Source organism: Xanthomonas nasturtii, from assembly GCF_023337365.3.
GTDB classification, from domain to species: domain Bacteria; phylum Pseudomonadota; class Gammaproteobacteria; order Xanthomonadales; family Xanthomonadaceae; genus Xanthomonas; species Xanthomonas nasturtii.
The window spans coordinates 2,011,543-2,024,782 of sequence record NZ_CP142084.2 but is presented as its reverse complement, the minus strand read 5'-3'; the positions used below and the strand labels follow the sequence as shown (position 1 = coordinate 2,024,782).

The 13,240-nt window shown below is 63.9% G+C and carries 15 protein-coding genes and 1 tRNA gene; 5 read left to right on the top strand and 11 right to left on the bottom strand.

Annotation, left to right across the window (positions count from 1 at the left end; translation table 11 throughout):
* Positions 1-144: 144 nt before the first annotated feature.
* The 8 genes from M3O59_RS08920 to pcnB form a co-directional block, all read right to left on the bottom strand.
* Positions 145-771, bottom strand: coding sequence for an AAA family ATPase (locus tag M3O59_RS08920; protein ID WP_116906295.1), 627 nt, complete (start codon positions 769-771; stop codon positions 145-147).
* Positions 772-774: 3 nt separating this feature from the next.
* Positions 775-1,119: a type II toxin-antitoxin system prevent-host-death family antitoxin gene (locus tag M3O59_RS08915; RefSeq protein ID WP_064628854.1), complete on the bottom strand. Its 345-nt coding sequence runs from the start codon at positions 1,117-1,119 to the stop codon at positions 775-777.
* A 281-nt stretch (positions 1,120-1,400) separates the two neighbouring features.
* Complete coding sequence (gene pgi, locus M3O59_RS08910; protein WP_116906294.1) at positions 1,401-2,915, bottom strand: glucose-6-phosphate isomerase; 1,515 nt, start codon at positions 2,913-2,915, stop codon at positions 1,401-1,403.
* Positions 2,912-3,292: an aspartate 1-decarboxylase gene (panD, locus tag M3O59_RS08905; protein WP_003481969.1), complete on the bottom strand. Its 381-nt coding sequence runs from the start codon at positions 3,290-3,292 to the stop codon at positions 2,912-2,914. Before panD ends, pgi begins: the two co-directional genes overlap by 4 nt.
* Before the next feature lie 177 nt (positions 3,293-3,469).
* Positions 3,470-4,312, bottom strand: a complete 843-nt coding sequence (gene panC / locus M3O59_RS08900) for a pantoate--beta-alanine ligase (RefSeq protein WP_116906293.1) — start codon at positions 4,310-4,312, stop codon at positions 3,470-3,472.
* The gene (panB, locus tag M3O59_RS08895) at positions 4,309-5,124 is read right to left on the bottom strand and encodes a 3-methyl-2-oxobutanoate hydroxymethyltransferase (protein WP_116906292.1); all 816 of its coding nucleotides are present in this window, start codon (positions 5,122-5,124) and stop codon (positions 4,309-4,311) included. The genes panC and panB overlap by 4 nt, the downstream gene beginning before the upstream one ends.
* Positions 5,125-5,159: 35 nt before the next feature.
* The gene (gene folK / locus M3O59_RS08890) at positions 5,160-5,645 is read right to left on the bottom strand and encodes a 2-amino-4-hydroxy-6-hydroxymethyldihydropteridine diphosphokinase (protein ID WP_064628842.1); all 486 of its coding nucleotides are present in this window, start codon (positions 5,643-5,645) and stop codon (positions 5,160-5,162) included.
* Positions 5,646-5,648: 3 nt separating this feature from the next.
* A complete protein-coding gene (pcnB, locus tag M3O59_RS08885) occupies positions 5,649-7,016 on the bottom strand; it encodes a polynucleotide adenylyltransferase PcnB (protein ID WP_116906291.1) in 1,368 nt (455 codons plus the stop codon).
* A 49-nt stretch (positions 7,017-7,065) separates the two neighbouring features.
* On the opposite strand from pcnB, the gene M3O59_RS08880 reads away from it, so the two are divergent.
* A tRNA-Glu gene (locus M3O59_RS08880) sits at positions 7,066-7,140 on the top strand.
* A gap of 492 nt (positions 7,141-7,632) precedes the next feature.
* Here the strand turns inward: M3O59_RS08880 and folE2 are convergent.
* Positions 7,633-8,550, bottom strand: a complete 918-nt coding sequence (gene folE2, locus M3O59_RS08875) for a GTP cyclohydrolase FolE2 (protein ID WP_116906290.1) — start codon at positions 8,548-8,550, stop codon at positions 7,633-7,635.
* A gap of 37 nt (positions 8,551-8,587) precedes the next feature.
* Positions 8,588-9,745: an N-acetylmuramoyl-L-alanine amidase gene (locus tag M3O59_RS08870; RefSeq protein ID WP_116906289.1), complete on the bottom strand. Its 1,158-nt coding sequence runs from the start codon at positions 9,743-9,745 to the stop codon at positions 8,588-8,590.
* Between the two features lie 225 nt (positions 9,746-9,970).
* Here M3O59_RS08870 and M3O59_RS08865 point away from each other — a divergent pair, with 225 nt between their 5' ends.
* Complete coding sequence (locus tag M3O59_RS08865) at positions 9,971-10,195, top strand: hypothetical protein (RefSeq protein WP_116906288.1); 225 nt, start codon at positions 9,971-9,973, stop codon at positions 10,193-10,195.
* Between the two features lie 215 nt (positions 10,196-10,410).
* Positions 10,411-10,881: a hypothetical protein gene (locus M3O59_RS08860; RefSeq protein ID WP_116906287.1), complete on the top strand. Its 471-nt coding sequence runs from the start codon at positions 10,411-10,413 to the stop codon at positions 10,879-10,881.
* Here the strand turns inward: M3O59_RS08860 and M3O59_RS08855 are convergent.
* On the bottom strand, positions 10,826-11,677 hold the full coding sequence (locus tag M3O59_RS08855) for a hypothetical protein (RefSeq protein WP_373419002.1): 852 nt from the start codon (positions 11,675-11,677) through the stop codon (positions 10,826-10,828). The genes M3O59_RS08860 and M3O59_RS08855 overlap by 56 nt on opposite strands.
* Positions 11,678-11,701: 24 nt before the next feature.
* On the opposite strand from M3O59_RS08855, the gene M3O59_RS08850 reads away from it, so the two are divergent.
* Positions 11,702-12,804, top strand: a protein-coding gene (locus M3O59_RS08850; protein WP_373418981.1) for an IS3 family transposase whose coding sequence is annotated in 2 segments (ribosomal slippage) — positions 11,702-11,951 and positions 11,951-12,804 — 1,104 coding nt in all. Because the reading frame shifts where the segments join, the coding sequence is not laid out codon by codon here.
* 99 nt (positions 12,805-12,903) lie between these two features.
* Positions 12,904-13,149: a hypothetical protein gene (locus M3O59_RS08845; RefSeq protein ID WP_116906285.1), complete on the top strand. Its 246-nt coding sequence runs from the start codon at positions 12,904-12,906 to the stop codon at positions 13,147-13,149.
* The last annotated feature ends 91 nt before the right edge of the window (positions 13,150-13,240 follow it).

Genomic DNA, 13,240 nt, shown 5'->3' with positions numbered 1-13,240 from the left:
CAGACAGTTGGCTGGCGGGTCTTATTAAGACGAGGCATGCCGGCCCGCGGTAGACCGGTGTGACGTCGTTTTACTAGCCGCTCTTATTTCCAGCGCGGTGCGCGTCAGGCAGGCGACTCGCGCAGGCCAGCCCGGATGCGCAGTTCAAGACACGCGGCGCGTCTCCAATGCCGCCATCACGATGGGCTTGGCCCAATCGGGCACCTGCGCCAACTCTGCCGGTGTTTGCGGGTAGTGCAGGCCGCTGCGGTCCAGTTCCAGCACGAGCATCGGCGCCGCCTGACCCGCCGCGTCGGCCGGCGCGCTGTTGTCGTAAACATGCAGCACTGCCAGATGCGGCAGCAACGCGATCAGGTTGGCGCGCGATGTGTCGTAACGCGCGCGGATCTTGTGCTCGGGAATGGCATGGCCGCCGGCAGCGACCCGTGCTGCCACGCGCTGGACGTGCAGGTCCACCGTCGCCAACCCGCAGAACCAGACCGCCACCGTGTGCTGCACGCTGGCCTCGCGCAGCAGGCGCGGAATGGTGGTCGCGCCCAACGTTGTTTCGAATGCGAAATCGCTGCCGTCGGCCATCGCCTGGCGCAGCCGTCGCACGCCTTCCTGCCAGGCCTGGGCATTGGCCTCTTCCAGTGTCCAGCCCTGCTCCACCAGTTGCCGGGTGAAGGCATCCGGGTTGTACCAGCTGGCGCCGTCTTCCTGCAGCAAGGTGCCCAGCAATGAACTTTTACCGGCGCCGTTGACGCCAGCCAGTACAAGGATATTTCCCATCGATCAGAGCGACGGGCCCAAGGCAATCTTGCGACCACGGCGTGCGGGCTTGGCGATCACCTGGGCCAGCACCGCGGCATCGGTGACCGCGGCAAGATGCGCGTCGAATTTGGCCTGCAAGGCCTGCAGCGACTGCGCGCGTGTGGCCGCATCGGCAAGCGCACTGGCCTGCCGCACCAGATGCCGGTATTCCTCGGCATCCACCACCACCGCTTCGGGGTGGTTGTGATTGGTGATGACCACCGCGCCGTGGGTGCGCACCTTGCGCATCAGGCTGGGCCATCCCTTGATCTTGATGTCGGCCGCTGGCGCTTTTTCAAGCTCGGGCAAGTCCTGATGACGGGACATGAGGACGATCCTGCGAAGTGGGTGATTTCAGCCTACGCCAAAACATCCATTTTGGGAAATTTGTCTATTTTGGACTGGTTACAAGGGTACTCAGGCTGACAACAACGGAGCAGACAGTCATCAGGTGGACGCAGACGCACTCAGACCCAAACGCACGCGCGGTGCATGCCGCCCCAGCACGGGCCTCGCCGGCCTGAGATGAGCGCACGCGTTTCGTTGGCCGCTGCAAACGGAAACGGGGCCCGCAGGCCCCGTTCCTTGTCACGCGCGCTGCGCCTGGCTCAGCCGCGCAGCTTGCACAGCAGCTCGCGCGTCACCGGGTCGGCCACCTCGGCCGCTTCGCCCTTCAGCGCCGGCAGCAACTGGCTCGCCAGCTGCTTGCCCAGCTCCACGCCGAACTGGTCGAACGCGTTGATGCCCCACATCACCGACTGCACGTACACGCTGTGCTCGTACATCGAGATCAGCGCACCCAGCGCCTGCGGGGTGAGCGCATCGAGCAGGATCACCGTGCTCGGGCGGCCGCCCGGATAGCTGCGGTGCGGGTCGCTGCTGTCCTGGCCGTTGGCCAGCGCCTCGGTCTGCGCCAGCACGTTGGCCATCAGCGCGACGTGGTTTTCCGCATACGGGTCGTCGTTGTGCACGGTGCCGATGAAATCGGCCGGCACCACGCTGGTGCCCTGGTGCAGCGCCTGGAAAAAGCTGTGCTGCACATCGGTACCCGCACCGCCCCACCACACCGCTACGGTGTCGCTGTCCACCGCCGAGCCATCGAGCTTGACCCGCTTGCCCAGGCTCTCCATCACCAGCTGCTGCAGATACGCCGGCAGCAGTGCCAGGCGCTGGTCGTAGGTCATCACTGCGTGCGTGGCGCTACCGAGCAGGTTGCGGTTCCACACCGCCGTCAGCCCGTGCAGCACCGCGACGTTTTCTTCCAGCGGGGTGTTGAGCACGTGCGCATCGAACTGCGCGGCACCTTTCAGCAAGTGTTCGAAACGCTCAAAGCCGATCGCCAGTGCAATCGGGAAACCGACCGCCGACCACAGCGAATAACGTCCACCCACCCAATCCCACATCGGCAGCACGCGGCCGGGTGCGATATCGAAGGCCTTGGCGGCGCGTTCGGGGTTGGCGCTCACCGCGTACAGGCGCTCACTGCCACCCAGCCAGGCATGCAGGATGCCGCCGTTGAGCAGGGTTTCCTGGGTGCCAAAGGTCTTGGAAATCAGGATGCCGGCGGTGCGCGCCGGGTCCAGCGTGGCCAAGGTGCGCTGCATCGCCGCGCCATCGACATTGGACACGAAATGCACGCGGAAACGCGCACCGGACGGCGCACGCAACGCATCGGCGACCAGGCGCGGGCCCAGGTCGGAACCACCGATGCCGACACTGACGATGTCCGTGACATCGGTGGCTTCCAGCTGCTGGATCAAATCGCCCATGCGTTGGCGCACTTGCGCAGCCGTTGCATACGCCTCGGAGGCAACCGGCGCGTCGGTCAGATCGCCGCGCAACGCGGTGTGCAAGGCCGCGCGCTGTTCGGTGACATTGACCTGCTCGCCACGAAACAGGCGCTGGAACGCACCGGCCAGATCGCGCTCGCGGGCGATGGCGAACAGTGAATCGAGCGCGGCGCGGTCGTACTTCTGCCGCGCGAAATTGAAATACAACGGACCGACTTGCCTGGCGTACTGCGTCGGCCGTTCCGGCTCGGCGGCAAGCAATGCGGGGATGGCAGCGCCACGCAGGCGCTGGGCGTGGGCGTGAAGCGCGTCGAATCCGTTGGTCTGTGTCATGCGGCCTGCGTGGGGATGCTGTGGTTGGTGTGGGAGATCGCGTTGTGCGCGTTCACATATACCAGATTGGGCTTGAAGGTCTTGGCTTCGTCTTCGCTCATGCTGGCGAACGCCGCCACGATGATCAGATCGCCTACCTGCACATGACGCGCCGCGCCGCCGTTGAGCGACATGATGCCGCTGCCGTCTTCGGCGCGAATGGCATAGGTGCTGAAACGCGCACCGTTGGTGACGTCCCAGATATGCACCTGTTCGAATTCGCGGATGCCGGTCGCTTCCAGCAGCAGGCCGTCGATGGCGATCGAGCCTTCGTAGTTGAGTTCGGAGTGGGTGACGGTGGCGCGGTGGATCTTGGCTTTCAGCAGGGACAGATGCATGGACGGAAGGCAACGACAAAAGGAAAGCCGGCATTTTAGCGGAAAGCACCCGCCCCCACCGGTTCGCGCTGCGGCCGGTGGTGAGGGCTTCAGGCCGGCGCGGTGCGAAAACGCACTCGCATCGGTTCGCTGGCGCTGCTGCTGAAGCCAGGCGCTGCGTCCGCAGCGCAAGCCCGCTCAGAATTCCAGGTTGTCGATCAAACGCGTATTGCCCAGGCGGGCCGCGATCAGGGCCACGCGCGCGCCGGCGTGGCTGTCGCCCGGCTCGCTCAGGTCGGGCAGCCGCAGCACCGCATAATCGACCCGGAAACCGGCCTGCTCCAGCGCATGGCTGGCCGCATCTTCCACCTGCGCACGCGGCGTGCCGGCGGCATAGCTGTCGCGCATCTGCAGCAGCACCTTGCGGATCTTGGCCGAGGTCGGGCGATCTTCTGCCGACAGATACTGGTTGCGCGAGCTCATCGCCAGGCCATCGGCCTCGCGCACGATGCTGCCGCCCAGGATCTCGATCGGAAACGCCAGGTCGGCCACCATCTGCCGGATCACCGCCAGCTGCTGGTAATCCTTCTTGCCGAAGGCGGCCACGTCCGGCTGCACCTGGTTGAACAGCCGCGCCACAACCGTGCACACGCCATCGAAGTGCCCCGGCCGGCACTCGCCTTCCAGCACGTCACTGACGCCGGGCGCATGGATGGGCGTGGCCAGCGCGGTGCCGAGCGGGTACATGGTGTGCACGTCCGGCAGCCACAACGCATCGCACCCGGCATCTTCCAGGCCGCGCAGGTCGGCCTCGGGCGTGCGCGGGTAGCGCGCGAAATCTTCGTTGGGGCCGAACTGGGTCGGGTTGACGAACACGCTGGACACCACGCGGTCGGCGTACTGGCGCGCCAGCATCACCAGCGAATAATGGCCGGCGTGCAGGTTGCCCATGGTGGGCACCAGCGCCAAGCGCAAGCCTTCACGCTTCCAGCCAGCAACCAGGGCGCGCAGTGCGGAAAGATCGGTCAGCGTCTGGATCATGCGGCGTACGCGTGCCCTGCATCGGGAAAGCTGCCGTCGCGCACGGCCTGCGCGTAGGCACGCACCGCGCCGGCGACCGATCCGCCTTCGGCGAGGAAATCCTTGACGAACTTGGGCCGGCGGTGACCGCTGTCCAGGCCCAGCATGTCGTGCATCACCAGTACCTGGCCGTCGCAACCGGGGCCTGCACCAATCCCGATGGTGGGCACGCCGAGCGCGGTGCTGATCTGTGCGGCGATCGGCGTCGGCACGCATTCCAGCACCACCAGGCTGGCACCGGCGTCGACCACCGCCTGCGCATCGCGGCGCAACTGCTCGCCGGCTTCGCCGCGGCCCTGCACCGTGTAGCCGCCAAAGCGCAGCACCGATTGCGGGGTGAGCCCCAGGTGCGAGCAGACCGGGATCTCGCGCTCGACCAGGTAACGGATGACCTCGAGCTTGTGCCCGGCGCCTTCGATCTTGACCATCTGCGCACCTGCCTGCAGCAGCTGGGTTGCCGCATCGAGCGCGCGCTGCGGCGTGGCATCGGCCTGGAACGACAGATCGGCCACCAGCAAGGCCCGCTCCAGCACGCGTGCCACCGCAGCGGTGTGGTAGACCATGTCGGCCGTGGTCACCGGCAAGGTGGAATCGTGGCCCTGCACCACCATGCCGAGCGAGTCGCCGACCAGGATCAGGTCCACGCCGTTGGCGTCGAAGCTGCGCGCAAAGCCGGCGTCGTAGGCGGTCAACATGACCAGTTTTCGACCCTCGCGCTTGGCCTGCGCCAAGGCGGGCACGGTCCAGGGCTTGCTGTCGGCGTGGCTGCTCATGAAGTCATTACGTGGGGTGATAAGCCCGCCATTATCTACCCAATCGGCTCCAGCCCGCAGACATCGATGGCTTGCAGGGCGTGCCGCACTGTTCCATGGCCCGGAATGATCGCCTCCGGTGCCAGCTCCGACAACGGCAGCAGCACGAAGCCGCGGGCGTGCAGATGCGGGTGCGGCACCTGCAACTGCGGCAGATCGATCACCTGGTCCGCATACAGCAGCAGGTCCAGATCCAGCGTGCGCGGGCCCCAGCGCTCGCCGGCCCGACGCTCGCGGCCGAACGACTGTTCGATGCCGAGCAAGGCCTCCAGCAACGGCAGCGGGGCAAGATCGGTGCGCAGCCGGGCCACGGCATTGATGAAATCGGGCTGGTCTTCGCGGCCCCAGGCCGGCGTGCGGTACAGCCGCGAGGCCGCGACCAGCGTGGTCTGCGGCAACACCCCTAGCGCGGCGATGGCCGCGCGCACGCTGGCCTCGGCCGGGCCCAGGTTGGCGCCCAGGCCGACAAAGGCGGTCTGCATGCCCTACTCGCCTGAAGGCGCGCCGGAACGACGATGGCGGCGGCGACGCTTGCGCGGTGCACCCTCGTCGCCTTCGTGATCGACCTGCGCCGATTCGATCGCATCCACCAGCTCCTGGCCGGAGGACTTCTGCGCCTCGCGCCAGAACTCCACATCGGCGGCGTGGTCGGCCGAAGCGAACTGACGCAACACCAGGAAATCGAATGCCGCGCGGAAACGCGGATGCGACAAGGTGCGGAATACGCGCTTGCGCTGACGCGAGGAGAAGCGTGTCTGCAATAGCCAGATTTCCTGCATCGGCAGCGAGAAGCGGCGTGGCAATGCAACGCGCTCCAGCTGATGCAAGGTGACGCGGTCGGCCGCACGGCGCTGCGCATCTTCCGGCTGCACGCCCTGCGCCTGCAGCCCCATCAAGGTGCGGCAGAACGCCGGCCACAGCAGCAGCGCAAACAGGAAGGCCGGCGACACCGGCTCGTCGTTGGCCACGCGCGCATCGGTATTGCGCAGACCTTCCAGCACCATGGCGCGCAACGCGCCGCTGCGGTTGGATTTCAATGCCGCCGCGCTTTCCGGAAACAGCGCGCCGAGCAGGCCATAACGCTCCAGACCCTCGAAGCTGGCCACACCGTGCCCGGACAGGAACAGCTTGAGAATTTCTTCGAACAGGCGTGCGGGCGCGGCTTCGGACAACAGCCCGGCCAGGCGCGGAATGGGTTCTGCGGTGCCGGCTTCGATGTCGAAATTCAACTTGGCCGCCAGGCGCACCGCGCGCAGCATGCGCACCGGATCTTCCTGGTAACGCAGCTCCGGGTGCCCGATCAACTTCATCAGGCGCGCCTGCACGTCTTCGAAGCCGCCGCAATAATCGCGCACCGAGAAATCCTCGATCGCGTAGTACAGGGCGTTGCAGGTGAAGTCGCGGCGGATCGCGTCGTCTTCGATGGTGCCGTAGACGTTGTCGCGCACCAGCCGGCCATTATCCAGTTCGCGGTCGCCGCTGCCATCGTCGATGTTGGCGCGGAAGGTGGCCACTTCGATGATTTCGCGGCCGAACACCACGTGCGCCAGACGGAACCGTCGGCCGATCAGGCGACAGTTGCGGAACAGCGCCTTGACCTCTTCCGGCGTGGCGCTGGTGGCCACGTCGAAATCCTTGGGGTGGCCGCCGACCAGCAGATCGCGAACCGCGCCGCCGACCAGGTAGGCACCAAAGCCCGATTCGCGCAGGCGGTACAGCACGCGCAGCGCGTTGGGGCTGATGTCCTTGCGCGAGATGGTGTGCTGATCGCGTGGGATGACGCGCAGCGTGAACGGAGATGTAACTGAGGGTTCGATGATGGCGCTTCCGTCTTGTGTTGCAGGATTGCCCAACGGCTATTACCTCACTATACTAGCGCGCTGCACAAGACGTGACAAAAGCGCTCCCTTCGTCTAATGGTTAGGACGTGGCCCTCTCAAGGCTAAAACAGGGGTTCGAGCCCCCTAGGGAGCACCACCTCTCGTCTCACTGCAGAAACGCCAGAGCCCCGCATTGCGGGGCTTTTGCGTTGTGTTGCAGGCAATTTGCATGTGGTGTGGACTGCGCCGTTGTGCGGCAGGCCGCGACGGCCTTCGCGCGCATGCCTGGATCTGGACGACACGGCCCGGGCGCACCAAGTGGTCGAAATTGGTTGCCGTCCTGCGCTGCTGGAGTGCTCGCGTTGAACGTGGGTCCCATGCGGCCGTGCTGGTCTGGATGAGATGCCGCACGACCGCCATCGCTTCCTGGTTCAAGCGCATGCAGGCATCGCACGGCAGATGCCAGGGGCCACATCGCTCACCGTCGCGTCGCTCACATCAGCCACAAAAGCAGAAGAAACACAGACGGGTCGAACAGCAATGCCTCACGCATGCCGCGTTCGTCGCGCCTTGCTGAGGCGGTCGCCATACCTGATTTGCGCGCCAGTCGTGCCGGACGCCTCGGCAGTTTGCAGTACATGGCCTCAGCTCACACGGCAGCTAAAGAAGGTAACTCGGCGTCGCTGCCGGTTTCGGCGACGGCGTCGTGGGCATGCAGGCTTTCCAGATGGCGCACTGCCACATCAAAGGTCGCATGGTGCTCTGCCAGCGCCTTGCGCAGGCGTCGCGCTGCGTCTTCGACATACATCAGGTTTGCGCCATTCAAGCGCGCGAACTCCTGCTCGTCGGTCCGCCGCACCGCGGCCTGCACCGGCGTTGCCAGCGCCTGCTCGCAAAGATCGAGCAGTTCACGGATCGCAAAGCGCTGCGTTTCCGCGCCCAGCTCAATGCGCACCTGCGCCACGCTGCGTTGGCTATGCGGGGTGGCGTAGGAACCGTGCTCCTGCAGCCATTGCGCAACCTCCTGCAGCGGCAGCGCCTCGCGCCCGGCGTGCTGCTGCACGAACGCATCGCTCAGCAACTGCCGCGACAACGCCGCCGAACATGGGCAGGTGGACGCGTACAGCACATCGACCTGTAGCTGGATTGTGGTGTGCCCTGCCCTGCGGTGCGCGACGATGTGCACCGGATAGGCACGCCAGCCGCTCAGCCCTTCGCTGCGCAACGCCGGCATGCGCAGCAGCATGTCAAAGCACAGCGTCAGCCGCGCCGCGCGGCTCCCGCAATCGGCATGACTGGCGACCAGCGCCTGCAGCAGCTGCGACAGCATGGCCGGCGACACCGGCTGCTGCAGATGCAGGTCCAGCAGGCGATACAGCCGCGACATATGGATGCCCTTGAGCTCGGGCCGCGGCAGATCGACCTGCACGCTGGCGCGCGCGGCAAGCCCGGCGCCGCCAGCTTGCAGATGCACAGGGATGGCGATGTCCTGCATGCCCACCCAGCGCAACGGCGCACTCAGGGCGGAGAGTTCGGTAACGGCAACATCGGGAAGCGTGGCGGACATCGGGTGCTCGTCAAAGGGTAAAGGTGGCGATCGCGGCTCAGGCGCGACCGGGAAAGGCAGCGAAGTAGTCGTCGATGCCCGCATGCAGCGTCTGCGCCAGCTCGTCCTGATGCGTATCGCCGCACAGGCGCCGGCAATCGTCGCGATTGCTCATGAAGCCGGTTTCCACCAGCAACGAGGGAATATCCGGCGATTTCAGCACCGCAAAGCCGGCCTGCCCGACCTGGTGTTGGTGCAGTTGCGTCACCTGCTGCAGGCGCGCCAGCATCAACGTGCCAAACGCAAGGCTGCTGGCGATGGTGCGGCTCAGCGACAGGTCGGCCAGCACCTGCGACAGCACCGGATTGCTCGGCACCCGCAGCCGGCGCGCGGTGTCGCCCATGTCGTCGGCCGCGTTCTCGCTATCGGCGATCCAACGCGCCAGTGCCGAACTGGAACCAGTCTGAGAGAGCGCAAACACCGAGGCGCCGCGCGCTTGGCGTGTTGGCGCGGCATCGGCATGGATGGAGACGAACAAATCCGCGTTGTGGCGATGTGCAATCAACACGCGCTCATGCAACGGCACGAAGCGGTCGTCGCTGCGGATCATGGTGGGCCGATAGCGTGCATCGTTGGCCAGGCGTTGATGCAGCCGCCCGGCCACCGCCATGGCGACATGTTTTTCGTAACGCGCATCGGCACTGACCGCGCCCGGATCCTTGCCGCCGTGGCCGGCATCGATGGCGACGACATAGGGATGCAGGCGCGAACGGGCCGGGTCTGCGGGCGCTGTTTCAGCAGCATGGTCGCTGACGGTCAGGGCCGCGCCACCGGGCATGGTGGCCAGCTCCAGCACCAGCGCACTGCCATCCCAGCGCATGTCGACTGAACAGGGCTGCTGCAGATCCAGCACGACGCGCAGACCATCCAGATGCGGCGCGCTGCGTATGCGGGTTACCGCAGTGCCGGCGGGCATCGGATCGATAGGAGGCGACTGCGGCGACGCGCCAGAGAGATCGATAACCACGCGCTCAGGATCGGACAACCTGAAACTGCGGTAGGCCACCTGCGCACCCAGCTCCAGCCGCAGGAGAAGCAACTCGCCCTGCTGTTGCACGCGGTATCCCCGCAAGGCCGGGAGCCCCCGCGCAGCCCCGAAGGTCGGTGCAAGCATCAATGCAGCAGCTCCACCCTGTAACAGATGCCGACGCTTCATCACGCCCTGCCCTCACAACTCAAGCAATCGACCCGCCACAGCAAACGGCAGCGCAGAGCGCGGTGCGATTCAGGGCAGCAGCTGCACCACAGGAGAAGGCAGAACACGGGAGGTAAGACTGCGCGGCGAAGATGAAGTGTTATAAAGTAACATTTCTTCAGCAAAAGCAAGCCTGTTGCCGCCTTCCTGCGCCCCCGTGTTCATCTCCTCGTCCAGAAGCCGCCCATGTCCCACCCTATCCCCGAGACCTACGACGCCTGGCGTCGCTGCATTGAGATCGACTGCGCCCAGCCCCTGACAGCAACCTTCATTGCCCGGCGCCTCGCAGCGCTCCAAGACCCTGCCGATCACCACACTCAGCAGTTCCTGCGTCGCTGGGGGCCTGCGCATCACCAGCAGGTGATTGAGTGGTTTGGGCGCGCTGACAACGAACTCAAGCTGAGTCGGTGAGTTGGCCCGTCTGGAGTGCTACACAGACTGGGAAGATAGATAGGTCTAGGGCCTAAGGAACACGTTCCAAATAGCTTTTTAATCGCTGTCTTGCTAGCCAGGTATTACTCAACGATTTTCTGCGACAAACAATCAACAAAACTTCTTCGTCAGGACGTAACGTATAAGAGCCTGAATCGCAGGCGGAGTTGCCCCGTACAGGGGGAAGGCAAATCATGAAAAACGCAACCAATTGGCTTAAGGGTTTTTGCTTAATCGCCGGACTTTTTGTATCAAGCGCGGCGATGGCTCAATGCTGTGGAACTGGCGGTATCGGCGCATATGCAATGACAGGGCTTGGCGATAGCAACCCCAAAGCCGCCAACCTCGCCATTGACTCATCTCTTGCCATATATGAACTCCATCGCGATGGAGTCACCTACTTGCAAATCAACGATGTCACCGGCATAGTCCGCGCGGTAGTTGCAAGAGTGGACAACGCCCTCTGGACCTTGCCAATGGGCAAGGATGTAGAGCGCGTCGTGTTGCCTTCAGCAAACAAGATTTCTGCAAGCACCCGCTCAAATGACCCGGCAACACCTGATGCAATCCAACGCGATCAAGCACGACTCGTCTATAAAACAAAGAACTTCACGGTACTAACCCGGCGCGAAGCAACTGGGGACCGGTGGATAGTCTCCCCCTGACCTCCACGGAATCAGGCTCAGCAACAAAGAACGTCACCACTAACGCATGGCGGCGGCGACTCGTGCCGCCATGCGCTTTCAATCGCGCATCCAGTTCGGCTTCGACATCGTCCGAGTCGCGTCCAGCCGGCTCAGCTGACGAAGAATCCGCAATAACGCGCACCACAACTCCTCTAGCCCCTTTTCCGGTCCACGCACGCGCCTGGATGAAATGCTTGCTAGCTGATGGCAATATCTCGACACAGTTGAGCACACTGCGATAAGCGCTCAGCTGTAACTCCAACGACAGATTCTTGCAATCTCCGCGAAACACGTGTTGAAACCGAGATTGACAGAAACGCTCAAGTGCTGGCGAACGCAAGGCTTGATAGAGCCCATGCGTCTCGATTTCCAAAGGATAAAGTGCGGCTACGTATTGCTGCAATAACTGCGATTCGAGCACACCAACCCGTGTCATTTCCATCGCAACCGCGTGCTGTCCTTTCGCCCTCAAATCAGCCACGACGTCTTTTCGCATCCTGTTGATCTGTACATTGATATCAGAATATTCAAGTACGCGGTTGCGCAACAGGCGCTCTGCACTGGAATAGCTCGCGCGAGCAAATAGAAACTGGTCGTCATTCGCGAGATTTGAGACATTCTTGCGAGCAAAATCACGCAAGCGCGCGTTGAAGACAAAAAGAACCGTCGTTATGACCCCATAGAGCAATTGGACATTGTAGACCTGTTGATCAAAGAATCCGGCCTGATAGCGACGTCCCCCCGATTTTGAGTAGCGCCGCAGTTTGGAGTCCAATTCCCTACCCGAAGGAGATTGGACGTGAAGAAGCGTTTTACTGACGAGCAGGTCATCGGCTTTCTGCGTGAGGCCGAAAGCGGCGTGGCGATCAAGGACCTGTGCCGGCGCCATGGCTTCAGCGAGGCCTCCTACTACCTGTGGCGCAGCAAGTTTGGCGGGATGAGCGTGCCCGATGCCAAGCGACTCAAGGACCTGGAGGCAGAGAACACGCGCCTGAAGAAGCTGCTCGCCGAGCAGGTGTTCCAGAACGATCTGATCAAGGAGGCGCTGCAAAAAAAATGGTGAGCGCACCGGCGCGTCGTGCGCTGGTGCGCGAGTGGATCGGGCGAGGGGCCAGCGAGCGTGGCGCGTTGGCCGCGATCGGCATGAGCGCCAGTGCGCTGCGCTATTGCCCGCGCGAGGACCGCAACGTTGCGCTACGCGAGCGCATCGTGGAACTGGCGCATCGCCACAAGCGCTACGGCGTGGGGATGATCTATCTCAAGCTGCGCCAGGAAGGACGCCTGGTGAACTACAAGCGTGTGGAGCGCTTGTACCGCGAGCAGCAGCTGCAAGTCCGCCGCCGCAAGCGCAAGAAAGTGCCAGTGGGCGAGCGTCAGCCGCTGCTGCGGCCATCGCAGGCCAACCAGGTGTGGTCGATGGACTTTGTGTTCGACCGCACCGCCGACGGCCGGGCGATCAAGTGCCTGGTGATCGTGGACGACGCCACACATGAGGCGGTCGCCATCGAGGTGGAGCGTGCAATCTCGGGCCATGGCGTGACGCGTGTGCTGGAGCGGCTGGCCATCAGCCGCGGCTTGCCGCAGGTGATCCGCACCGACAACGGCAAGGAGTTCTGCGGCAAGGCAATGGTGGCCTGGGCGCATGCGCGTGGCGTGCAGTTGCGACTCATCCAACCCGGCAAGCCGAATCAGAACGCCTATGTCGAATCGTTCAACAGCCGGCTGCGCGATGAATGCCTCAACGAGCACTGGTTCCCGACACTGCTGCACGCACGCACCGAGATCGAGCGCTGGCGACGCGAATACAACGAGGAGCGACCCAAGAAAGCAATTGGCGGCATGACCCCGTCCGCGTATGCCCAACAGCTGGCCAACACCGATATCATCAACCCCGGACTCTAGACCCGGCCGCTACTCAGGATGGGGGGACGTCGATAGCGACGTCCCCCCGATTTTGAGTAGCACCCCAGTTTGGAGTCCAATTCCCTACCCCGAAGGAGATTGGAAGTAAACAAGCGTTTGACCGACGGGCAGGTCACCGGCTTCCTGCGCGAGGCCGAAAGCGACGTGGATTTCAAGGTGGCGGCTGCGATGGCATGGCGGCCTCTGGTGATGTTGCTTTCAGTACGCGACAGCGCCTCTAAAATCAAGTTGCTGCGCGCCTTGCGACGAGGCGAGTTACATGAAGTAATTGCCGAGTTCGTCGGTGGCGGATGCAGCGCCCTGTACTTGGCGCCCCAGGTCTGATACCGGGGATTGCGCCGCCAAGAGATGTAGCAGGCTGCTGAGATAGCAACTCCGAAGTACAAAAAAGGCCACGCAGTGCGCGGCCTTCTTC